This is a genomic window from Streptomyces sp. GbtcB7, assembly GCF_019091445.1.
In the GTDB taxonomy this organism is placed as follows: domain Bacteria; phylum Actinomycetota; class Actinomycetes; order Streptomycetales; family Streptomycetaceae; genus Streptomyces; species Streptomyces mirabilis.
In genome coordinates this window covers 56790-79834 of the sequence record NZ_JAGXJM010000011.1, presented here as the reverse complement: position 1 = coordinate 79834, position 23045 = coordinate 56790, and the positions used below count along the sequence as shown (strand labels likewise).

Annotated in this window: 13 protein-coding genes and 1 pseudogene; 10 read left to right on the top strand and 4 right to left on the bottom strand. The window is 69.8% G+C overall.

The features are described 5' to 3' along the window. The first annotated feature begins 105 nt into the window (after nt 1–105). Together KVT44_RS19400 and KVT44_RS19395 are read left to right on the top strand one after the other, a co-directional pair. Nucleotides 106–3717 carry a hypothetical protein gene (locus KVT44_RS19400; RefSeq protein WP_217567925.1) on the top strand — a complete coding sequence of 1204 codons (3612 nt, stop codon included), beginning with the start codon at nt 106–108 and terminating at the stop codon, nt 3715–3717. Nucleotides 3718–3802: 85 nt separating this feature from the next. Next, nucleotides 3803–4504: an SDR family oxidoreductase gene (locus KVT44_RS19395; protein WP_075029798.1), complete on the top strand. Its 702-nt coding sequence runs from the start codon at nt 3803–3805 to the stop codon at nt 4502–4504. A gap of 55 nt (nt 4505–4559) precedes the next feature. Here the strand turns inward: KVT44_RS19395 and KVT44_RS19390 are convergent, their stop codons facing one another. Beyond that, a complete protein-coding gene (locus tag KVT44_RS19390; protein ID WP_217567924.1) occupies nt 4560–5255 on the bottom strand; it encodes a glycoside hydrolase family 75 protein in 696 nt (231 codons plus the stop codon). A gap of 255 nt (nt 5256–5510) precedes the next feature. After that, nucleotides 5511–6302 (bottom strand): aldo/keto reductase, encoded by a 792-nt coding sequence (locus KVT44_RS19385; protein WP_075029887.1) that lies wholly within the window; start codon nt 6300–6302, stop codon nt 5511–5513. A 324-nt stretch (nt 6303–6626) separates the two neighbouring features. On the opposite strand from KVT44_RS19385, the gene KVT44_RS19380 reads away from it, so the two are divergent. From KVT44_RS19380 to KVT44_RS19345, 8 genes and pseudogenes are all read left to right on the top strand, one after another. After that, on the top strand, nt 6627–6821 hold the full coding sequence (locus KVT44_RS19380; RefSeq protein WP_217567923.1) for a hypothetical protein: 195 nt from the start codon (nt 6627–6629) through the stop codon (nt 6819–6821). Nucleotides 6822–6839: 18 nt separating this feature from the next. Continuing rightward, nucleotides 6840–7550 (top strand): annotated as a pseudogene (pqqC, locus tag KVT44_RS19375) (pyrroloquinoline-quinone synthase PqqC); the annotation flags it as partial. 857 nt (nt 7551–8407) lie between these two features. Next, a complete protein-coding gene (gene pqqD / locus KVT44_RS19370; RefSeq protein WP_217567922.1) occupies nt 8408–8662 on the top strand; it encodes a pyrroloquinoline quinone biosynthesis peptide chaperone PqqD in 255 nt (84 codons plus the stop codon). Continuing rightward, complete coding sequence (gene pqqE / locus KVT44_RS19365) at nt 8659–9744, top strand: pyrroloquinoline quinone biosynthesis protein PqqE (protein WP_217567921.1); 1086 nt, start codon at nt 8659–8661, stop codon at nt 9742–9744. Before pqqD ends, pqqE begins: the two co-directional genes overlap by 4 nt. Further along, nucleotides 9741–10940: a glycoside hydrolase family 105 protein gene (locus tag KVT44_RS19360; protein ID WP_217567920.1), complete on the top strand. Its 1200-nt coding sequence runs from the start codon at nt 9741–9743 to the stop codon at nt 10938–10940. Before pqqE ends, KVT44_RS19360 begins: the two co-directional genes overlap by 4 nt. A 7-nt stretch (nt 10941–10947) precedes the next feature. After that, entirely contained in the window at nt 10948–11742 is a 795-nt protein-coding gene (locus KVT44_RS19355; protein ID WP_217567919.1) for a heparin lyase I family protein, read from the top strand. An 11-nt stretch (nt 11743–11753) separates the two neighbouring features. After that, complete coding sequence (locus tag KVT44_RS19350; RefSeq protein WP_254649593.1) at nt 11754–17231, top strand: glycosyl hydrolase family 28 protein; 5478 nt, start codon at nt 11754–11756, stop codon at nt 17229–17231. A 12-nt stretch (nt 17232–17243) separates the two neighbouring features. Then, complete coding sequence (locus KVT44_RS19345; protein WP_217567918.1) at nt 17244–19271, top strand: PQQ-dependent sugar dehydrogenase; 2028 nt, start codon at nt 17244–17246, stop codon at nt 19269–19271. Nucleotides 19272–19295: 24 nt separating this feature from the next. Here KVT44_RS19345 and KVT44_RS19340 read toward each other — a convergent pair whose 3' ends face one another. Both KVT44_RS19340 and KVT44_RS19335 read right to left on the bottom strand, forming a co-directional pair. Then, complete coding sequence (locus tag KVT44_RS19340) at nt 19296–21122, bottom strand: long-chain fatty acid--CoA ligase (RefSeq protein ID WP_190168092.1); 1827 nt, start codon at nt 21120–21122, stop codon at nt 19296–19298. Between the two features lie 333 nt (nt 21123–21455). Then, nucleotides 21456–22940 carry an MFS transporter gene (locus tag KVT44_RS19335; RefSeq protein WP_190168093.1) on the bottom strand — a complete coding sequence of 495 codons (1485 nt, stop codon included), beginning with the start codon at nt 22938–22940 and terminating at the stop codon, nt 21456–21458. Between the last annotated feature and the right edge of the window lie 105 nt (nt 22941–23045).

Genomic DNA, 23045 nt, shown 5'->3' with positions numbered 1-23045 from the left:
CAGCCGCCGGACGATTGATGGGCAGCCCCGTCGCGGGGCACCTATCAATGCAGGTGGGGAGCGGTGCCGACGGATCGGTCCGCCCGCGGACGGGGGGAGTCACCGGTGGGACGCCGAGAGAAGCCGTTGGATCCGGCGCAGGGCGCGGTGGCGCGGTTCGCCTTAGAGCTGCGGGGGCTCCGCGACGAGGCGGGCGCCCCGACCTACCGCGCGATGGCCCGCCGGGCGGGCTACTCGGGGCCCACCCTGTCCGCCGCGGCGGCGGGCGAGAAACTGCCCACACTGCCGGTGCTCCTGGCGTACGTCAGCGCGTGCGGAGGGGACACCTCCGTGTGGGAGCGGCGCTGGCGTGCGGCGCTCGCGGACGAGGCGGACACGCCCGCACCGGACGACGCCGAGGGCCCGTACCCGGGACTCGCCCGCTTCGAGCCCGCCGACCGGGACCGCTTCCACGGCCGCGACGACCTGATCGCCGAACTGCTGCGACTCGTCGGCCGCAGGCGGGTGTCGGCCGTGGTCGGAGCCTCGGGCAGCGGCAAATCGTCCCTCTTACGGGCGGGGCTGATACCGGCGCTGCGCACATCGGCCGGTACGGGGGAAGCGGAGCCGGCCGCCGCGGTGCGGACGCGCGCGTCGCTCCCCGGACAACGCGCTTACCCCGTGGCCGAATTCGGGACCACGGCCACCGAGCCCGCTCCGCCCGCCGTCCCCTCCCCGCTGTCCGCCACTCACCCTCCGGCCCCCGCCGCCATCCGCATCCTCACCCCCGGCGCCCACCCGGCCCGCATCCACGGCGCGCTGTTCGTCCCGCACGACGCGCCCGGCGACACCCTGCTCGTCATCGACCAGTTCGAGGAGCTCTTCGCGCTCTGCGCCGACCCCGGTGAACGGGCCCTGTTCATCGAGCGGTTGCTCACGGCGCTGGATCCGGACAGCGGACTGCGCGTGATCATCGGGGTGCGCGCCGACTTCTACGGACGGTGCGCCGAACACGGTCCGCTCGCCGAGGCGCTGCGGGACTCCACCCTGCTCGTCGGGCCGATGACCCCGCAGCGGCTGCGCGAGGCGGTCGTCCGGCCGGCCGTCGCACGACGGGTCGTCGTCGAACGCGCCCTCACCGCGCGCATCGTGGCGGACGTGGCCGACGAGCCGGGCGGTCTGCCCCTGATGGCCCACGCGCTGCGCGAGATCTGGCGGCGCCGCAGCGCCCGTACCCTCTCCCTGGCCGCGTACGAGGCGATCGGCGGCGTCCAGGGCGCCGTCGCGCACACCGCCGAAGAGGTGTACGCGCGCTGCACCCCCGTCGAGGCGGCCGCGGTACGGGCGCTGCTGCTGCGGCTGGTGAACCCCGGTGACGGGGCCGAGGACACCCGTAGGCCCGTCCTTCGCGACGAGCTGGGGGATGCCGACACCACGGCGCGGGTGCTCGAACAGCTGGTGAGGGCACGCCTGTTGACGGTCGACGGCGACACCGTCGACCTCGCGCACGAGGCCCTGATCAGTGCCTGGCCCCGGCTGCGCGGCTGGGTGGACGAGGACCGCGAACGCCTGCGGCTGCATCGTAGGCTCACCGAGGCGGCGCGCACCTGGCAGCAGCTGGACCGGGACGCCGGAGCCCTCTACCGGGGGGTGCGACTGACGGCGGCGCGCGAGGAATTCGGCTCCGGGCTGGGCGAGTTGAGCCCGCTGGAACGGGACTTCCTGGCCGCGAGCGTGACGGCGTACGAGTCGGGTCGTCGTGCCGCCGCCCGCGCGGCCCGCCGTCTGCGGGGTCTGACCGTGTCCCTCGCCGTTCTGCTCTGTCTCGCCGTCGTCGCGGGTGCGACCGCCTGGCGGCAGAGCGGGGTCAGCGCACGGCAGCGGGACGAGGCGCAGGCCCGGCGGGTCGCCGCCTTCGCGGACACGCTCCGGCCGACGGATCCGCGCACTGCGATGCGCCTCGCGCTCGCGGCCTGGCGCACCGCGGACCTGCCCGAGACCCGCGAGGCGGTCCGGACGGCCGCCGCCCAGAGCGACCAGGCCGCCTTCACCGAGCCCGCACAGCTCGGCGCCCCCGACGCGCCGCACTGGCTCGGCGCGGACGGCCGGATCCTGACAACGGTCGTACGGGACAGGGCTGTTCAGTGGGACGTACGCCGTCAGCGGCTCCTGCGCGAGGTCGCGCTGCCCGGTCTTTCGGAGGGGATCATCGACGTCAGCGCCGACGCCCGCTGGATCGCGTACCGCGGCCGCGACGGCGCGACGGTCAGAAACCTGATGAACGGGGAGAGCCACAGCGTCGCGCCGGGATCCTGGACCGACACCGGCGGGGCGTTCGGGCCGAGCGGACGCACCTTCGTCGTACGGCGCGAGGGGCGGGGGGCCGGAGACGAGGGGGCCACGGTCGAGGTGTGGGACGTACGACGGGAGCGGGTCCTCTTGCGACATCCAGGAGGCGACCGGGACGGACCGCTGCCGGTTCTGAGCCCGAACGACCGCTTTCTCGCCTGGTGCACCCACGACGGGGAACGACTGCGCGTCTGGGACGTCGTCGAGCGGCGCCGGGTCGCGACCGAGCCGCCCGCGCGGACGCAGCGGCTCCTGTGCCGGTCGGACGAGCCGGTCTTCACCCCCGACAACCGCGCGCTGGCCGCGGGAACCGCTGACGGCGTCGTCACCTGGGACTTCCACGCCGACCGGGGACGTCCCCTGCTGCCGATGCCAGGCGAGGGCGTCAACTCGGTGGAGTTCGACCCTACCGGCGCCTACGTCCTCACCTGGGGTTCGGCCGGCCTTGCCCTGTGGCGTACGGACAGCCCGGCCCCGGCGGACGGCGGGCCGCGCCGACCGCTCATCACGTTCCCCGTCGAGACCCCCGCCGTCACCGACATCCGGATCGACCCGGGCGAGGGCGTGTTGCGCTACCGCGAAGGTTCCCAGGCGGGAGTCGTACGCACCCTCTCGCTGCACGGGCTCATCAGCCCGGCGTGGCGGAACAAGGCGCGGACCGACGCCGCGTTCGACGCCGACGGGAAGCCCGCCGAACCCGCCATGCGGCCCGCGGTGCGTGCCGTCGCCGCGGACGGCACGGTGCACACCGCCGTCAGCACCCGCGACGGGATCCTCGTCACCCGTCAGGGCGCGCACCCCGTCTCCCACGTCGTCGGAAGACGGAGCGAAGGCCCCGCCGCGATCGACCCGGCCGGGCGTACGGTCGTGACCGCCGAGGGAGTCCTGATCGACGTCGCGACGGGCGGTCGCAGACAGGGACTCCAGGGCGAGGATCTCCTGCCGACCGCGGTCTTCAGCCCGGACGGACGCTACTTGGCCGCCGCCGACACCCAAGGGCGCCTCACTCTGTGGGACGCGGGCGGGCAGCACCGGATCGCCGTTCTGGCAGCCGCCGACTCCACCGTCGAGCGGCCCGCCCTGGCCTTCTCGGCCGACGGCTCGCTGCTGGCCGCGAGCCGGGCCGACGGCTCGGTCCGCGTGTGGGAGACGGCGTCCCCGCGACTGGAGGGGGCGACCCTGCCGACCGGCGACGGACCGGTCCTCGCGATCGGATTCACCTCGGACGCCAGGGAGTTGCGCATCGCGACAGCTCATCTGCCCCTGCGCTCGGCGCAGTTGACGCCGGAGCGTGCGGCGGGCGAGGTGTGCGCCCGGGCGGGGGGCGGGGCGACCCGGGCCGAGTGGCGCAGATATCTGCCCGACGTGCCTTACCGGCACACGTGTTGAGGGAGGTCGTTGGCCCCGGCCTTGACTTCGAGGGCGCTTCAAGTGATGTACTCCCGCTCGTTGTCGTACACATACGGGGGTATCCATGACCGACTCACCTGTCGCACTCATCACCGGTGGCGGAAGCGGTATCGGCGCCGCGGTCGCGCGGCGACTGCTCGATGCCGGCCACCGGGTCACGGTCACCGGCCGCGGTGCGGAGCGGCTGCGTGCCTTCGCCGAGGAACTCGGGCGTCCGCAGGGCCTGTTGACGGTCGTCGGGAACGCGGCCGAGTACGACCAGGTGCGCGCCGCGGTCGAGCTGACGCTCAAGGAGTTCGGGCGCCTCGACACCGTCGTGGCCAACGCCGGCTTCGCCACGCACGACACCGTCGCCGAGGGCGATCCGGCGGGCTGGTCCGAGATGGTGCTGACCAATGTACTGGGTCCCGCGCTGCTGATCAGGGCCTCCATCGACGCCCTGAAGGAGACGCGCGGCCGGATCGTGCTGGTCGGGAGCGTGGCGGGCCACGTCCACGGCCCCGGCAACATCTACGGGGCCACCAAGTGGGCCGTGACCGGGCTCGCCGAGAACGCCCGCCGCGAGGTGACCGAGTTCGGTGTCGGCGTGACCCTGATCTCGCCGGGCCGGGTGGAGACCCCGTTCTGGGACAGCTACGGGAGTCTGCCACCCGGTCATCTGCTGACGGCGGACCAGCTCGCCGAGTCGATCGTCTGGGCGATCGGACAGCCTTCGGGCGTCGATGTGAACACCGTGGTGGTACGTCCGATCGGCCAGCCCAACTGACGTCGGACCCGCGGGCGCCTCGGTTGTTGCGGCAACCTCGATCGTTGCGGAAGCCTCAGTTGTTCCGCAGGAACTGCTTCGCCAACGAGTCCCCGAGCGACACCGCCGCACTGTGACTCTCGATCGGCGACACCTGGGAGTTCTTGAACAGGATGTAGGTCACGCCGGAGTCGGCCCCGCCCGTGGCAGGGTCGGGGTCGATGCCGAGGGCCTTCGCCGTGGCGTACGACGCCTCACCGATGATCTTCGTGGGCCCGGTGTCGCCGACCACCGCGTACTCGACCTTGTTGTTGTAGATCACGGCGACGACTCCGCCGCCCTTGATGCCGTAGCTCGTGTACTTCCAGATGCTGCTGGTGCTGGGCACGACGACATACGGCAGTGACTCGGCGCGCAGCGGCTTCCCGTCGGACTGGTGGAACGCCGTGTCGTCCTGGAACCAGGGGTCGGCGTCGCCGTTGCACTTGCCGGTGACCTGACCGTCGCAGTCGATGTCCATGTCGGCCTTCCAGAACACCGCGCCGTTCTTGCCGCACACGGGGATGGTGGCCGAGGTCTCGTCGTCGGTCTTGTACTTGCCGTTCGAAATCTGCGAACAGGACGTCACCTTGGCGAGCAGGTCGGCCGCGCTGACCGAACCCTCCTGGGCGGAACGGGGGGTGACGGAGCCCGACGCGCTGGCCGGGAGTGCCGCGGTGGCGAGAAGCGCGGCACCGGCGACGGCCGCGAGGGTCAGTGTTCGAGAGCGCACTGTGGGGGACCCTTCTGTTAGGAAAGTTTCCTTACCAGGTTGCCGTACAAGGTGGCCCTCTTGCATGACCGCGTCAAGCCCTCGGGTGGAGTTGGTCCGGTCCAGGGGCTGAAACCGGCGTGAGGGCGTGTCGATGCGTGTCGACGCGTGTGGGGGAAGTCGATGCGTGTGGGGGAAGACGTCGCCGGCCCGGACACGCGGTGCGCGTCCGGGCCGGCGACGGGGTCGGGGCAGGTCAGCCGACGGGGGCCGGGCTCAGCCCATGTCGAACGTCGCCGGGTCGGGACCCAGGCGACGGTCCTCGTTCAGCGCGCTGATCGCCGCGATGTCCTCGGTGTCGAGCGAGAAGTCGAAGACGTCGATGTTCTCCTTGATCCGGGACGGGGTCACGGACTTGGGGATCACGACGTTGCCCAGCTGGATGTGCCAGCGCAGCACGATCTGGGCCGGAGTGCGGTTGTGCTTCTGGGCGATGGCGACGATCGCCGGGACCTCCAGCAGGCCCTTGCCCGAGCCGAGCGGGGACCAGGCCTCGGTGGCGATGCCCTGCTGCGCGTGGTACTCGCGGGCCGCGTGCTGCTGGAGGTGCGGGTGCAGCTCGATCTGGTTGACGGCCGGGATGACGGACGTCGCCTCGATCAGCTGCTCCAGGTACTCCGGGTAGAAGTTGGAGACACCGATGGCCTTGATCCGGCCGTCCGTGTAGAGCTTCTCGAAGGCCTTGTACGTGTCGATGTACTTGCCCCGGGACGGCAGCGGCCAGTGGATCAGATACAGGTCGAGGTAGTCCAGGCCGAGCTTCTCCAGGGAGGTGTCGAACGCGCGGAGCGTCGAGTCGTACCCCTGGTCGCTGTTCCAGAGCTTGGTGGTGACGAAGAGTTCCTCACGGGGGATGCCGGAGGTGGCGATGGCCTTGCCCGTGCCCTCCTCGTTGCCGTAGATCGCCGCGGTGTCGATGCTGCGGTATCCGGACTCCAGCGCCGTGGCGACGGCCTGCTCCGCCTCGTCGTCCGGGACCTGCCAGACACCGAAGCCCAGCTGCGGCATCTCGACGCCGTTGTTCAGGATGATCGGGGGGACCTTGCTCACGAGCTCTCGATCCTTAAGTCGTCGGGTGGTACTCCCATGGTCAACGATCACCGGGCGTTATGCATTCCTGACCGGCGGATTCGCTGTGGATTCCTGGTGAGGGTCGGAGATTGGCCGGAAATGGATCCGACCTTATCGGTCCGGACCATTGACCGAGTTCCGTCATCCGACCACTCTGTAGGGCGTCACCGAACGGGTTCATGAACCCGGTGCACGCATGTGAACACCAGCACCTGTCTGGGCTCTACACCCCCCACCCATCAGGAAAGCAGGTACGCGCACATGAACAAGAGCGCCCTCGAAGGCCGCCGCGCGGAGCAGGTCATTCGGGAAACATCGGAGGAAAGGGTCTGGGAGACCCCCGGTTATCTGGTCGTCGAGACCGCCCTGGAGGTCACCGCGTACGCCCTCGGCGAGCGACTGGGCCCGGTCACCGAACGGGCAACCGCCGGGCCGCACCTGGCACGTACGGCCTAGCCCCACGGTTGTCGGGCCATGACCGCGACACCGGTGCGCGACGACGGTGCCGCGGCCCCTTGGGGAACCGCCGAGTTCACCGAGCGGCTGCGCGCCGTCGCCGAGGACCGCTACCACGACCGTCATCCCTTCAACGTCCGTATGCACAGAGGTGAGTTGACCCCGGCCGAGCTGCGCCGCTGGATCATCAACCGCTTCCACTACCAACGCCACATCCCCGTCAAGGACGCCCTGATCCTGGCCAAGTTCGACGATCCCGCACTGCGGCGGGTGTGGGTCCGCAGGATCCAGGACCACGACGGCACGGCCGTCGGGCAGGGCGGCATCGAACGCTGGCTGCGGCTGGGCGAGGCCGCCGGCCTCGAACGGCCGGCGCTGTGGGACACCGCCCGGGTGCTGCCCGGTGTCCGGCTCGCGGTCGAGGGCTACGTCAACTTCTGCCGCCTGCGCCCCGCGCTCGACGCGGTCGCCGCCTCCCTCACGGAGCTGTCCGCACCGGGGCTGATGCGCACGCGGATCGCCGCGTTCGAGCGGTACTACCCCTGGATCGAGGCAGAGGGGCTCGCGTATTTCCGCACCCGCATCGGGCAGGGCGGCCGTGACAGCGAGGAGGCGCTCGCCCTGGTCCAGGGCTGGGCCCGCACCCGTGAGCAGCAGGAACGGGCCGTGGCGGCGCTGACGTTCAAGTGCGAGGTGCTGTGGGCGCTCCTGGACGCGGTGGACCGAGCGAGCGACTCCGTTCCGACGGGCGCGTCGGACCGGGTGTCGGGGGGTACCTCTCGGGGCGACCCGGCCGCCGCACCACCGGGCACCCTGCGGCGCACACCGGGTCGCGGCCATCGGGGTGGGTCGGGGAGCGGTTCGGATCACCTTCCGGGCGCCTCCGGCGGGGTGGCGGGGGATGCGTTGCCCGTCGTGGCTGAGGGTGTGCCGGGGGATGCCTCGGGCCTCGCGTCCGGGCGTGTGCCGGGAGATGCCTCGGGCCTCGTGTCAGGGTGCCCGCCGGGGGATGTCCTGCCCTTCGTGCCCGAGGGCGCGCCGGGAGATGCTTCGCTCTTCGTGTCCGGGGGTGTGCCGGGGGATGTCTCGGGCCTCGGGCCTGGGCGCGTGTCGGGGGATGCCTTGTTCTTGGTGTCTGAGGGTGTGCCCGGAGATGCTTCACCCCTTGTGTCTGAGCATGTGCCGGGGGATGTCTCGGGCCTCGGGCCTGGGCGCGTATCGGGGGATGCCTTGTCCTTGGTGTCTGAGGGTGCGCCCGGAGATGCCTCGCCCCTCATGTCTGATTCGGCATCAGGGGATGTCTCACACCTCGTGTCTGAGTCGGCGTCAGGGGATGTCTCGCCCGGAGGCGCCTCGCCGGGTCTGTCGGATTCGGTGGCGACTTCGCGTGCGCGCGGGCCCGCGCAGGGGTGTCCCCGCGCCGTGCGGGACGTGGCCGGCGGCGACGTGGCTTCCGGGGCTTCGGGCGCGGCGGCGCAGGCACGGACCTCGGGTGCGTCGATGCCGACGAAGATCCCGGGCCGCCGCCGCGGTGCACCCGTGCAGACGGACACCCCGGTGGTGCCCGGCCCCGCAGGGGGCCCGTCATGACCTGGCGTCCCGTTCTCGCCCGCCCTGTGATGCTCCGTCATGATCCCGTCCGTGACACCGACTTGTTGCTCATACCCGAACGCGTCGTCGTCCTGCGCGGCCACGCCGGGAGTGTCGTCCGGCTCTGTGACGGCAGGCGCGAGGTGCCCGAGATCGTCGCCGCGCTCGCCGAACGGTTCCCCGGCGCGCCGGTCGCCGACGAAGTACCCCGATTCCTTTCGGCGTTGCACGAGGAGGGCTGGCTGCGATGACCTCGACCGTCGATCCCCCCTGGGCGCTGCTGGCCGAACTCACCCACGGCTGCCCGCTGCGCTGCGCGTATTGCTCCAACCCCGTCGAACTGATCAGTCGGTCAAGAGAGCTGACCGCCGAACAATGGACCGACGTCTTTCGTCAAGCCGCTGACCTGGGCGTAGTCCAGACCCACCTGTCCGGCGGCGAACCCCTCCTCAGACGCGATCTCGCCCGGATCGTCGCCGCCGCCGACACCGCGGGCCTCTACACCCAGCTCGTCACCAGCGGTGTGGGCCTGCACGAGCGAAGGCTCGCGGAGCTGCTTGCCGCGGGACTGCGCAGCGTCCAGCTCTCCGTACAGCACACCGATCCCCAGGCCGCCGAACGCATCGCGGGAGCTCGCGCGTTCACCGCCAAGGAGCGCGCCGCACGGCTGGTGCGGGCGACAGGGCTGCCGCTCGGTCTGAACGTCGTGCTGCACCGGGCCAACATCGACGCCGTCGACGACCTGATCACGCTCGCCCTCGCCTGGGGCGCCGACCGGATCGAGCTCGCCCACACGCAGTACTACGGCTGGGCCGCCCGCAACCGCACCGCCCTGCTGCCGACCCGGGACCAGGTCGAACAGGCTCGCGTCACCGTGCGCCGCCGACGCGAACAACTCACCGGTTCCCTGGAGTTGGTCTGGGTCGCCCCCGACCTTCTCGACGCCACCGCGAAACCCTGTATGGGCGGCTGGGGCGCCGTCTCCCTCACCGTCGCCCCGGACGGCACCGCGCTCCCGTGCCCCTCCGCCGCGACACTCCCGGCACTCGACGCGCCGAACGTGCGCGCACACCGGCTCGACTGGATCTGGCGCGAGTCGAAGGCCTTCAACGCCTACCGGGGCGAGGCCTGGATGCCGGACCCCTGCCGCGGCTGCGCCCTGCGCACGACCGACTTCGGCGGCTGCCGCTGTCAGGCGTACGCGCTCACCGGCGACGCCTCCCGCACCGACCCGGCCTGCCGCCACGCACCCGATCACCACCTCGTCCGCGCGCTCGTCGACGAGGCCCCGCTCAGGAACTCCGCCTACGCCTACCGAGAGGGAGGAACATGAGACGACGACTGCGGGCAGCGCTGATGGCGGGCGTGCTCACCACCGCCGGCCTGACCACGGTGGCCGCCACCGCACCCCCGACACCTTTACCCCGAGCGCCCGTGGGAAGGCCCGCCGCCGCCCAGGACTGGTCCGTCGCCCTGATCGACTCGACCATGGCCCGCTACACCCCGAGCACGATCGGCGGCTGGTCGTACCCGGTCGGGCTGTACCTCTACGGCCAGTACCTCACGTACCAGCGCACGCACGACGCCCGCTATCTCACCTACATCAAGAGCTATGTCGACCGCTTCGTGTCGAGCGACGGTTCGATCGGCCAGAGCTTCAACAGTCTCGACAGCATGCAGGCGGGCCGGCTGCTGACGATCCTTCACCACGAGACGGGCCAGGACCGCTACCGCAAGGCGGCCCTGAAGATCCGGAACCGTCTGAACACCTACCCGCGCACCTCCGACGGAGGCTTCTGGCACGCCGACACCAGCAGTCGGGCCCACCAACTCTGGTCGGACGGCGTCTACATGGTGAACCCGTTCCTCGTCGAGTACGGCAAGGAGTTCGGGGACGCGACCTACGCGAACGACGAGGCCGCCAAGCAGCTCTACGTCTACGGCAACCACCTCCAGGTGGCGAACGGCCTGTTGAAGCACGCCTACGACGAGTCGAAGACGGCGAGCTGGGCCGACCCGGCGACCGGCCTCGCCCCGGAGCACTGGTGCCGGGCGGTCGGCTGGTACGCGATGGCGATCGTCAACGTGCTCGACGCCATCCCGGTCAACCACCCCAGACGGCCCCAACTCGTCGGCATCTTCAGGAGGTTGGCCGCCGGCCTGGAGAAGTACCAGGACCCGGCCACCGGCCGCTGGTTCCAGGTGATCGACAAGGGCGCCCGCAGCGACAACTGGACCGAGACGTCCTGCTCCAGCATGTTCACCTACGCCCTCTCACGCGGCGCCCAGCAGGGCTACCTCGATCCGCACTACGGGACGGTCGCGCAACGCGGTTACCAGGGCGTCCTCGCCAGGATCTCGGTCGGCTCCGACGGCCGCACCAACCTCACCGACATCTCCATCGGCACCAATGTCGGCGACTACGCGTACTACATCGCCCGCGACCGGGCCACGAACGACTTCCACGGCCTCGGCGCCTTTCTGATCATGAACGAACAGCTCACAGCCCACCCACTCAGGACGAGGTGAGTCAGCCATGGGCACCACCAGAAGGACCCTGCTCGGCGCGGCGTTCGGCGGCGCCGCCGGAGCCGCGGTCGGCATCCCGGCGACGGCCACCGCCGCCCACGCCGCCTCCTGGACGCTGAAGTGGTCGCCGTCGGCGAGCGGCGACAAGCTCGGCGCCTTCGAGACGATCGAGGACGACCGCGCCGACTCGCACCCCGCGGGGCAGCCGCACATCTTCGCCACCGGCGACAACTGGCGCTTCAACATGCACACGGTCGACCGCGACACCTCGACGGACCGCCAGCGCCAAGAAGTCACGGGCCTGCGTAACGGCAGCGGCAGTGACTACCTCAAGTGGACCGTGGGCCAGACCTGGCGGGTCACGTACTCGATGTACATCCCGAGCTCGCTGAAGGCGACCACCACCTTCACCCACATCATGCAGATGAAGCAGCCCGGCACCGGCACCTCGCCCATCGTCGTGCAGTCACTGCGGCGGGTGAACGGGGTGCAGACCATTGAGCTGAAGCTCGCGATCGACGACATCCTCGTCGGCCGCACCGATCTGGAGCCGCTGCAGAACAAATGGATCGACGTCGACTTCCAGATCAAGGTCGGCAACGGCTCCGCGGGCACCATCCGCTGGATCCTCAAGAACGGCTCCACCACCGTCATCGACGCGTCCAAGTCCGGCGTCGACACCTTCCTCGCCGACCGGGTGCGCCCCAAGTGGGGCATCTACCGGTCCCTCGGCGACACCTCCGGGTCCCTGCAGGACTGCTACCTGCTGCTGACCAACCTGCGCGGCTACCAACTGGTATGAGGAGCCGTTCCATGAAACCCCCCATGAGAAAACGGAGTTGGGCGGCGAGCGTCTTCTTCGCCTTCGCCGTCGTACTCGGCCTGACCCACCCCGAGGCCCTCGCGGCCCCCCGAACCGGCACCGCACCCACGTCCACGTCCGCCAAAGCGCCCGACGCCGCCGTCTTCGACGTCCACGACTACGGAGCCAAGGGCGACGGCTCCACCAACGACACCCCCGCCATCAACAAGGCCATCACCGCCGCCAACGCGGCGGGCGGCGGCACCGTCCGCTTCCCCGCCGGCCAGTACAAGTCCAAGAACACCATCCACATGAAGAGCGAGGTCACTCTTCAAGTCGACAAGGGCGCGACGATCCAGGGCTCCAGCGCGGACACCTACGACCCACCCGAGACCAACCCCAACGACGCCTACCAGGACTACGGGCACAGCCACTTCCACAACGCGATGATCTACGGCGACCGGCTGACACACATCGGCTTCGTCGGTGAGGGTGTCATCGACGGCCTCGGCAACCTCATCACCGGCAACCCCAAGTCCGGCGAGGCCGACAAGATCCTCTCGCTGACCCGCTGCGACGGCCTGCGCCTCGGCGACGGCCTCACCCTTCGGCGCGGCGGCCACTTCGCGGCCCTCATCAACGGCTGTACGAACGTCACCTCGAACCATCTGACCATCGACACGGCGAGCGACCGCGACGGCTGGAACATCATCAGCACGACCAACGTCACGGTCACGAACGCCAACATCAAGGCCAACGACGACGCCCTCGTCTTCAAGAGCGACTACGCGCTCGGCGCCAAGCTCCCCAACGGCCATGTGCGGGTGAGCGATTCATATCTGTCGGCGGTGTGCTGCAACGCCCTGATGTTCGGGTCCGAGACCTGTGGAGACTTCTCCGACTACCAGTTCGCCAAGATCCGCATCGAGGGCTCCAACAAGTCAGGGCTCGGCATGGTCTCCATGGACGGCGCGAAGATCTCCGACGTCCACTACCGCGACATCACCATGACCGGCGTCCACTCGCCGATCATGCAGAAGATCGGTACCCGAAAGCGCTGCGGCAACAGTCCCGGCGTCGGCTCGATCAGCAACGTCACGTACGACAACATCACGGCGACCGGGGTGAGTCCGTCCTTCAGCCCGACGCTGTGGGGCGAGAGCGGCCACCGGATCAACGGGGTCACCTTCACCAACGTCAACATCACCGTCCCCGGCGGCAACGGCACCATGTCCACCGCCGTGCCGAGCAACGACCCGGGCGACTACAACCCGAAGGCCATCGGCACGCGGCCCGCCTACGGCTGGTACGTCCACAACGCCGACAACGTCACCTTCACCGACAGCTCGGTGAGGTACGCGGCCGACGACGGACGCCCGGCCGTCATCGCGAACGCCGCGAACGGGATCAGGTTCACCCGGTTCACGGCCCAGCGGGGGAGCAACTCACCCCACGACATGGGCTTCCAGAACGTCACCGGCTACTGCCTGACGGACAGTCACAACACCTCGGGCGGCGCGCTGAGGGTTTCCACCAGCGGCTCCAGTGAGACCTGCGGTACGGCGGCCAAGAGCACGGCGAGGGCGACCACAGCCGTGCAGCGGCCGCACACAGGTGTGAAACCGCTCGACCTCGAAAACCCCCGCCAGGCCTTCCTGCGCGGCTCCGTCGGCGGACTCTTCCTGCACTGGGGCGAACGCACCGCCCCCGCCCACACCAGCTGCACCGCCTGGGAGAACGACGTCACCAACGGCGGCTGGACTCCGGACTACTGGGTGAACGAGGCCCAGAAACTGCACACCCAGTACCTCGTCCTCGCCACCTTCCACAGCCGCCTCGGCTACGCCCGCCCCTGGCCCTCGAAGATCCCCGGCAGCTGCTCCACCAAGCGGGACTTCCTCGGCGAGCTCATCACCGCCGCCAAGGCCAAGGGCCTCAAGGTCGTCCTCTACATGACCGACGACCCCCAGTGGCACAACGAGGGCGGCCACGAGTGGCTCGACTCGGCCGCGTACTCCGCCTACAAGGGCACCGATGTCGACCTCACCACCCGTGACGGCTTCGGCCGCTTCAGCTACGACAACTTCTTCGAGGTCATGGACCGCTATCCGGACCTCGGCGGCTTCTGGATCGACAACGACAACGCGTACTGGGAGAGCCACGACCTCTACGCGCAGATCCAGCAGAAGCGCCCGAAGTACACGCTCAGCAACAACAACGAAGACACGCCGATCATGGACATGATCAGCAATGAGCAGAAGACGGGCATGACCCCGTCCTACGACTACCCCCAGGCCGTCTACACGGCCGGGCCCCGCCTCACCGAAGCCGACTTCAAGCTGCCGTCGAGCGGGGCGTGGTGGTACGACGGCTCCAACCCCTCCGTCGACAAGATGCTCACCCTCGGCCGGCTGATCACCAACGCGGGCTCGTCCGTGAAGGCGCTGATGGCCGAGACCGCGCAGGTCAACGGTAAGTTCCCGTCGAATCAGGAGGCCTTCAACAACTTCGCCAACTCCTATCTCGGCCCCATCTGGCAGTCCCTGCACGGCACCGAGGGCGGCGGCTACATGTACGGCGGCCTCAAGCCCGGCTTCTGGAACGACGGGGCCCACGGTGTCACCACGGTCAGCAAGACCGACCCCGACCTGCAGTACATCCACGTACTGACCCCGCCCAGCACCAGCACCCTGCGCATCCGCGACAACGGCTACCGCATCGCCTCCGTCACCGACCTCCGTACGGGAGCGGCTGTTTCGTGGTCCCAGTCGGGCGGCGTGCTCACCCTGACCGGCCTGGCGAACTGGGACCCCTACGACACCGTCTTCAAGGTCACCACGGCCGGCCGCCAGGGCATCGCGTCCGGCGTCACGATGTCCGCGAGCGCCTCGGCGAGCGGTCACGGCGCGGCGGCCGCGGGCGACGGCGACTACCTCACCTACTGGGACAGCAACAAGACGCTGCCCGTCAACCTCACCTTCGACCTCGGCAGCGCGAAGAAGGTCCAGTACATCGGCCTCAACCAGCGCGAGGACTCCGTCGCCTACGCGCGCTCCGACACCGAGCAGTCCGCACGTATCAAGGACTACAAGGTGTTCCTCAGCAACGACGGGTCCACCTGGGGCAGCGCGGTCAAGACCGGTCAGCTCGCCAGTCGGCGGGGCATCCAGGGGATCGACCTGACGGCCGCCAACGCCCGATACGTACGCCTCGAAGTCGACACCACCTGGGCCGCGTCCACCGACACCACCCGCTACAAGCGGCTGCGGATCGACGAGGCCTGGATCGGCACGTCGTACGCCACCCCGGCGGCCACCGTCCACACGTACTCGGACAACGGCCAGGCCCTCCGCCCCGCCATGGGCTGGAGCAGCTGGAGCTTCGTGCGCCGCTGGCCGACCGAGGCGAAGATCAAGGCCCAGGCCGACGCGCTCGTCGCGAGCGGGCTCAAGGACCACGGCTTCGTGTACATCAACCTCGACGACTTCTGGCAGAAGTGCGACGCGAACGGATTCGTCGTCGACTCCTACGGACGCTGGACCGTCGACACCGCCAAATTCCCCGCCGGGATCAAGGCGCTGGCCGACTACATCCACTCCAAGGGGCTGAAGTTCGGCTTCTACGTGACGCCGGGCATCGCCAAGAACGCCGTCACCAGGAACACACCGATCGAGGGGACCTCGTACCACGCGGCCGACATCGCGGACACCTCGAAGACCGAGAAGAACTACAACTGCAAGAACATGTACTACATCGACTACGGGAAACCGGGCGCCCAGGAGTTCGTGAACTCATGGGCCAAGCAGTTCGCCTCCTGGGGAGTCGACTACCTGAAGATCGACGGGGTGGGCAGCGCCGACATCCCCGACGTCCAGGCCTGGGACAAGGCGCTGCGCGCCACCGGACGGCCCATCACCTTCGCCCTCTCCAACAACCTGCCGATCGCGGGCGCCTCCACCTGGAAGTCACTGGCGAACAGCTGGCGCACCCAGGGCGATGTCGAGTGCTACTGCGGCTCGGGCGACAACGGCAGCGGCTATCCGCTGACCGACTGGTCGCACGTCTCCGCCCGCTTCACCTCGGCGGCCAACTGGCAGCAGTACGCGGGCCCGGGGGGCTGGAACGACCTGGACTCGCTGGAGATCGGCAACGGCGACCGGGCGGGCCTCACCGCCGACCAGCGCCGCTCGCACTTCACCCTGTGGGCGATGGCGGGCGCGCCCCTGCTCCTCGGCACGGACCTGACGAACCTCGACTCCGTCGACAAACCGATGCTCACGAACGACCGGCTCATCGGTGTCGATCAGGACGGCGTCGCCGCGAAACGGATCGTGAACAGCGGCGTCAAGCAGGTCTGGAGCAAGAAGGAGAGCGACGGCCAGTACGTCGTCGCCCTCTTCAACACCGGCACGTCAGGCAACTCCACGGTCGGTGTGAACTGGTCGCAGGTCGGCTTCACCGGCTCCGGTGACGTCACGGACCTGTGGTCGGGCTCCCACAAGGGCACGATCGCCGACTCGTACAGCGCGACCCTGCGCCCGGGCGAGACGCGCCTGATCCGCGTGAAGCCGGTGAGCACCGCCCTGAAGACCGCCGCGGCCTCACCCGGCATGGCGGTGGCGCCCTACGAGTACCTCGGCTGGGGCAGCCCGCAGAACCCGACCTCGGTCATGTCGGCCACCGGGGTGAAGTGGTTCACGCTCGCGTTCGTCCTCTCCGACGGCTCCTGCAACCCGAAGTGGGACGGCTCGCGCCCGCTGACCGGCGGCAACGACCAGTCGAAGATCAACGCGATCCGCGCGGCCGGCGGTGACGTCGTCGTCTCCATCGGCGGCTGGAGCGGCGCCAAGCTCGGCGAGAAGTGCTCCAGCGCCTCGGCGCTCGCGGGCGCCTACCAGAAGGTCATCAACGCCTACGGCCTCAAGGTCATCGACATCGACATCGAGAACACCGAGTGGAGCAACGCCACCGTCCGTCAACGCGTGATCGACGCGCTGAAGATCGTGAAGGCCGGCAACTCCGGGCTCAAGACGATCATCACCTTCGGCACGACGACCAGCGGTCCGGACTCCACCGGCGTCGACATGATCAAGCGCGGCGCCGCCTCGGGCCTCGTGAACGACATCTGGTGCATCATGCCGTTCGACTTCGGCGGCGGCACCACGAACATGGGCACGCTCACCACCCAGGCCATGGAGGGCCTCAAGGCCCGGGTCAAGTCGGCTTATGGATACAGCGACGCGACGGCGTACGCGCACATCGGCCTGTCGTCCATGAACGGCAAGACCGACGACTCCGGCGAACTGGTCCGTGTCGCCGACTTCAAGACCATGCTCGCCTACGCCCAGCAGCACCACATCGGGCGCCTCACCTACTGGTCCGTGAACCGCGACCGGGCCTGCGGCTCCGGCTCCGACGGTGACTCCTGCAGCGGCGTGTCGCAGCAGCCGTACGACTTCCTCAAGGTCTTCGCCCAGTACACGGGCTGAGGGGACGAACCCATGAAACTCAACAGAGCGCTGCCCTGGTGCCTCTCGCTCGTCCTGGCCGTGCCGCTCGTGGCACTGACCGGCACGGCGGCGCAGGCGGCCACCGACTACCAGGCCGAGGACGCCACGATCTCGCAGGGCGCCGTCGCCACCAACCACACCGGTTACACGGGAACCGGCTTCGTCGACTACACCAACATCACCGGCTCGTACGTGGAGTTCACGGTGAGCGCGGCCACGGCCGGCACCTCCTCGCTGGCCCTGCGCTACGCCAACGGCACGAGCGTCGACCGCCCGATGGACCTCTCCGTCAACGGCACGGTCGTCGCCTCCGGGGTCTCCTTCCCGGCCACCACCGACTGGAACACCTGGGCGACGAAGAGTGTGAACGTCCAGCTCGACGCGGGTTCCAACAAGATCCGCGCGACCGCCACCACGGCGAACGGCGGCCCCAACCTCGACCGTGTGAGCGTCGGTACCGCCGCCGACACCCAGGCACCCTCGCGGCCGGGCCAGCCGAGCTGTTCGGCCATCGGCGAGGACGGCCTCACCCTCTCCTGGGGCGCCTCCACGGACAACGTCGGCGTGGCCGCGTACGACCTCTACGAGCACGGCAACAAGCTCGGCGAGGCGGCCGGTGACGCGACCTCCAAGGTGCTCACCGGCCTGAGTCCGAACACCACCTACAACCTCACCGTCATCGCCCGCGACGCCGCCGGCAACGCCTCCCAGGCCAGCCCGGTCGTCGACTGCACGACACGGCCCAGCTCCGACACCACCCCGCCCGGCAAACCCGGCACCCTCACCTCCTCGAACGTCACGGCCACCAGCGCCGACCTGAGCTGGGGCGCCTCGACCGACGACAAGGCGGTCGTCGGCTACGACGTGCGCAGCGACACGACGGTCTACAAGAGCGTCACCGGTACGTCGACCACGCTCACCGGGCTCGCCTGCAACAGCCCGTACACGCTGAACGTGGTGGCGCGCGACGCGGCCGGCAACGTGTCGCCGCAGAGCAACACGGTCACGTTCACGACCAAGGCCTGTGCCACCGACGGCGGGGTCCCCTCGTCCATCGGGACCGTCTCCAGCGGCTGGACGATCCCCTGGGGCACGTACTGGATGCCCGACGGACAGACGGCGCTGGTCACCGAGCGGGACGACTTCCGGGTCTGGAAGGTCACCAAGGACGGCACGAGGACCCAGGTCGGAACCGTGCCGAACGCCGTGACCACGAACGGCGAGGGCGGACTGCTGGGCGTGGCCGTCGACCCGAAGTGGGCCACCAACCACTACGTGTACTTCATGCACACGGCCTCCGAGGGCAACCGCGTCGTCCGCATGACCTACGACGGCAGCTCCCTCACCAACTACACGATCCTCCTCCAGGGCATCAAGAAGAACCGCTACCACAACGGCGGACGCCTCGCCTTCGGCCCCGACGGCTATCTGTACGTCTCCACCGGCGAGGCCCAGACACCCGAACTGGCCCAGGACAAGACGTCGTTGAACGGCAAGATCCTGCGGATGACGACGGACGGCAAGGCCGCCCCCGGCAACCCGTTCGGCAACTACGTCTACAGCTACGGGCACCGCAACCCGCAGGGCCTCGCCTTCGACCGCAACGGCCGCCTGTGGGAAGCGGAGTTCGGCAACAGCTCCAAGGACGAACTCAACCTCATCAAACCGGGCGCCAACTACGGCTGGCCGACCTGCGAGGGCAGCTGCAGCGTCTCCGGGATGACCAACCCGAAGGCGACCTGGAACGTCTCCGAGGCGTCACCCAGCGGCATCGCGATCGTCCGCAACGTCGTCTACATGGCGTCCCTGCGCGGCGAACGCCTGTGGCGCGTCCCCATCACCGGCGACACGGAGAACGTCGGCACGCCGACGGCGTACTACGTCGGCACCTACGGCCGCCTGCGCACGGTCACCAAGGTGCCCGGCGCCGACCAGCTCTGGCTCTCCACCACCAACTGCGACAACAACGGAGGAGCTGCGGACGGCTCGGACAAGATCTTCAAGGTGAGCATCAACTAGCCGGACCGAGGCGTTGCGGCGGGCTCATGCCCGGTACAACGCCTCCACCTCCGTCGCGTACGCGTTCTCGATCGCCTTCCGCTTCAACTTCAGCGACGGCGTCAGCAACCCGTGCTCCTCGGTGAACTGGTTCGCCAGTATCCGGAACGTACGGATCGACTCGGCCTGCGAGACCAGGGTGTTCGCGGCGACCACCGCCCGCCGCACCTCGGTCTCCAGGTCCGGGTCGCGCACCAGGTCGGACGGGGACAGCCGCGTCTTGCCCCGCATCTGGAGCCAGTGTTCGACGGCCTCGGAGTCGAGGGTGACGAGCGCCGCGATGTACGGCCGGTCGTTGCCGACCACGATGCACTGGGCGACCAGCGGATGGTCACGCACGCGCTCCTCCAGGACGCCCGGCGAGACGCTCTTGCCGCCGGAGGTCACCAGGATCTCCTTCTTGCGCCCGGTGATGGTGAGAAAGCCGTCCTCGTCGAGGGTGCCGAGGTCGCCGGTGGCGAGCCAGCCGTCGTGCAGTGCGGCGTCGGTGGCCTTGGGGTCGTTCAGATAGCCCTGGAAGATGTTGTCGCCGTGCAGCCAGATCTCTCCGTCGTCCGCGATGTGCACGGTCATGCCCGGAATGGCCTGGCCGACCGTCCCGTACCGGGTCCGCTCGGGCGGGGTGACGACCGCGGCGGCGGTGGTCTCGGTGAGCCCGTATCCCTCGTAGATCTGGATGCCCGCGCCGGCGAAGAACAGCCCGAGCCGACGGTCCATCGCGGAGCCGCCCGACACCGCGTGTCTGACCCGGCCGCCCATGGCGGCGCGCATCTTGGTGTAGACGACCTTGTCGAAGAACTGATGCTGCATCCGCAGGCTCGCCGACGGCCCGGCGCCGATCCCCCACGCCTTCGCCTCGATCGCGTCCGCGTAGCGGACCGCGACCTCCACGGCCTTCTCGAAGGCACCGGACTTTCCGTCCTTCTCGGCCTTGCGGCGGGCCGCGTTGAAGACCTTCTCGAAGATGTACGGCACCGCCAGGATGAACGTCGGCTGGAACGCGGCCAGGTCGGGCAGCAGCACGGCGGCGTGCATCTGCGGCTGATGGCCCAGCTTGACCTTCCCGAGGACGCCCGCGACCTGGACCATCCGCCCGAAGACATGCGCGAGCGGCAGGAACAGCAGCGTGGACGCCCCGTTGTCGCGCTTGGAGGTGAAGATCGGTTCCATGAGCCCGATGACCGTGCTCGCCTCGGCCATGAAGTTGGCGTGCGAGATGACGCAGCCCTTGGGGCGGCCCGTGGTGCCCGAGGTGTAGATGATCGTCGCGATCGACTCGGGGGTGACGGCGCGCCGGTGCCGGTGCACCACCTCGTCGTCGATGCCCGCGCCCGCCTCGTAGAGCTCCTGCACCGCGCCCGAGTCCAGTTGCCAGAGCTTGTGAAGCTGGGGCAGCCGGTCGATCACCGTGGCGATGGTCATCGCGTGGTCCTCGTGCTCGACCACCGCGGCCGACACCTGCGCGTCGTGCAGCATCCAGAAGACCTGCTCGGCCGAGGATGTCGAGTACATGGGGACGACGTGGGCGCCGATCGTCCACAATGCGTAGTCGAAGAGTGTCCATTCGTAGCGGGTACGGGACATGATCGCGACCCGGTCGCCGAATCGGATTCCCTGGGCGAGCAGTCCCTTGGCAAGGGCGAGGACCTCGTCACGGAACTCGGCGGCCGTCACATCGCGCCACTGTCCGTTCTCGTCCTTGCGGCCGAACGCGGCCCGCAGCGGGTCCTCCTGGGCATGGTCGAACACGACGTCGGCCAGGCCGCCCACCGGCGGCGCCGACGCCAACGGGGGGTTGGTGAACTCGCGCAATCCCGCTCCTAGTGGCGCTCCGCACAGCGCCTTGGAAGCTACCCCACCCAGCGGCCGGGCGGGAGAGGGGTCGAAGCGCCGGAGGGTGCGGCATATGCACTGGTCAGTCGAGAAAATGCCCGCACAAGGGGAAGGGACCGGACATCTTCCCTACGCTCGCGTAAGTTTCGGCCCCGCAATCTCCACGGAATCTGTACGACCCGGCTACGGGGCGCGGGGCACCGAATACCGGACGCGGAGGCTCCGCTTCCGCGCCCCGCGGCTACCGCCGGAGCCGGTCCCGGTGGCTCCGGGACCGGCTCCGGCGGTGTCATGACCGGGCCCTCACCGGTGTCATGCGCGGGACGCCGTCGCCCGCTTCGCCGGTGTCTCGGCCGTGTCCGTCACAGCGCGCGGCGTCCGCACCAACACCAGTACCAGCGCACCGGCGACCATCCCCGTCACGCCCGCCGCCACCGAAGCCGAGTCGAGCCCCGAGGCGAACGCGGCCCGCAGGGCGTGTTCGGAGAGAGGGCCGCGCAGGGCCCCGGCGCCGCCGCCGGCCAGGGTGTGGGCCGCGTCGTGCGAGAGCGTGTCCTGCATGCGGGAGGTCAGCACCGTGCCGAAGACGGCGACACCGAGCGCGTACCCCAGCTGGCGGACCGTGTTCACCGCGCCGCCCGCCATGCCCGCCCGCTCCGGCGGTACGGCGGCGAGCGCGGCGCCCGCGATGGCGGGGGACACGAAGCCCGTGCCGATGCCGACCAGGACGAGGCCCGGCACCAGCACCGTCCAGCTCGTACCCGCGTCCAGCACGGCCTGGCAGAACGCCCCCGAGCCGACCAGGAGCAGCCCGCCGCCTATCGTCAGCCGCGCGGGAACCCCGTGCAGCAGCTTCCCGGCGAGGATCGCGACCACCATCGTCGCGCCGGTCAGCGGGAGCAGGGTGAGGCCGCCGCGCACCGGGCTCATGCCCAGCACGGTCTGCATCCAGATGGACAGGTACGGGATCACACCGAATGCCACCCCGTTGAAGGCGAGCGCGCCCGCCATCACGCCCACGAACGCGGGCTTGCGCAGCAGCGACAGGTCCAGGAGCGGGTGGGCGACCCGCCGCTCGACGAGGACGAACGCGACCAGCGCCAGCGCCGCCGTCCCGAACGATCCCGTCACCACCCCCGACGTCCAGCCGTCCGCCCCGGCCCGCACCACCCCGTACGTCGTCGCCCCCGCGAAGCAGGCGAAGGCGACCGTGCCCGCCCAGTCGATGCGCATCCCCCGCGGTCCGCGTGACTCCGGCACCACCCGCAGCGTCAGCCACACCGACGCCACGCTCACCGGCAGGTTCACGAAGAAGATCCACCGCCAGCCCGGCCCCTCGGTGAGCAGCCCGCCGAGCACCGGCCCGACCGCCGCGGCGCCGCCGCTGACCGCGCCCCACACCCCGAGCGCCGTCGACCGCTGCCGCCCCTGGTAGACCGAGCCGAGCAGCGGCAGGGTCGTCGCGAACATCGCCGCCGCGCCCACCCCCTGCAGCCCACGCGCGGCCACCAGCATCCCGGGCCCGGAGGCGAGCCCGCACAGCAACGACGCCACCGCGAACAGCACCACGCCCGCCACGTGCACCCGGCGCCGTCCCAGAATGTCGGCGGCGGCCCCCACTCCCAGCAGCAGCGCGGCGAGCGCGAGCGCGTACCCGTCGATCACCCACTGCAGATCACTCAGCGACGCGTGCAGCGCCCGTGCCATGTCCGGCAGCGCGACGACCGCGATCGTCACGTCCAGCAACAACATGAACGTCCCCAGGCACACCGCCGTGAGCGGCCCCCATGTACGCATGTCCTCAACTCCTCCAGAACCCCGTGCCGCGGATGCGGATGCCTCCGTACGATGAGCTCCCGAGGGGTGATCGCGGTGGCCTCGGGCCCCGGATCGCCGGAATCC

Bases quoted from the DNA above. Each gene is read 5' to 3' on its own strand.
- KVT44_RS19345 (WP_217567918.1), top strand. From the start codon at position 17,244: ATGAAACTCAACAGAGCGCTGCCCTGGTGCCTCTCGCTCGTCCTGGCC.
- KVT44_RS19380 (WP_217567923.1), top strand. From the start codon at position 6,627: ATGAACAAGAGCGCCCTCGAAGGCCGCCGCGCGGAGCAGGTCATTCGG.
- KVT44_RS19360 (WP_217567920.1), top strand. From the start codon at position 9,741: ATGAGACGACGACTGCGGGCAGCGCTGATGGCGGGCGTGCTCACCACC.
- KVT44_RS19395 (WP_075029798.1), top strand. From the start codon at position 3,803: ATGACCGACTCACCTGTCGCACTCATCACCGGTGGCGGAAGCGGTATC.
- KVT44_RS19385 (WP_075029887.1), bottom strand. From the start codon at position 6,302: ATGCCGCAGCTGGGCTTCGGTGTCTGGCAGGTCCCGGACGACGAGGCG.
- KVT44_RS19355 (WP_217567919.1), top strand. From the start codon at position 10,948: ATGGGCACCACCAGAAGGACCCTGCTCGGCGCGGCGTTCGGCGGCGCC.
- KVT44_RS19350 (WP_254649593.1), top strand. From the start codon at position 11,754: ATGAAACCCCCCATGAGAAAACGGAGTTGGGCGGCGAGCGTCTTCTTC.
- pqqE (WP_217567921.1), top strand. From the start codon at position 8,659: ATGACCTCGACCGTCGATCCCCCCTGGGCGCTGCTGGCCGAACTCACC.
- KVT44_RS19335 (WP_190168093.1), bottom strand. From the start codon at position 22,940: ATGCGTACATGGGGGCCGCTCACGGCGGTGTGCCTGGGGACGTTCATG.
- pqqD (WP_217567922.1), top strand. From the start codon at position 8,408: ATGACCTGGCGTCCCGTTCTCGCCCGCCCTGTGATGCTCCGTCATGAT.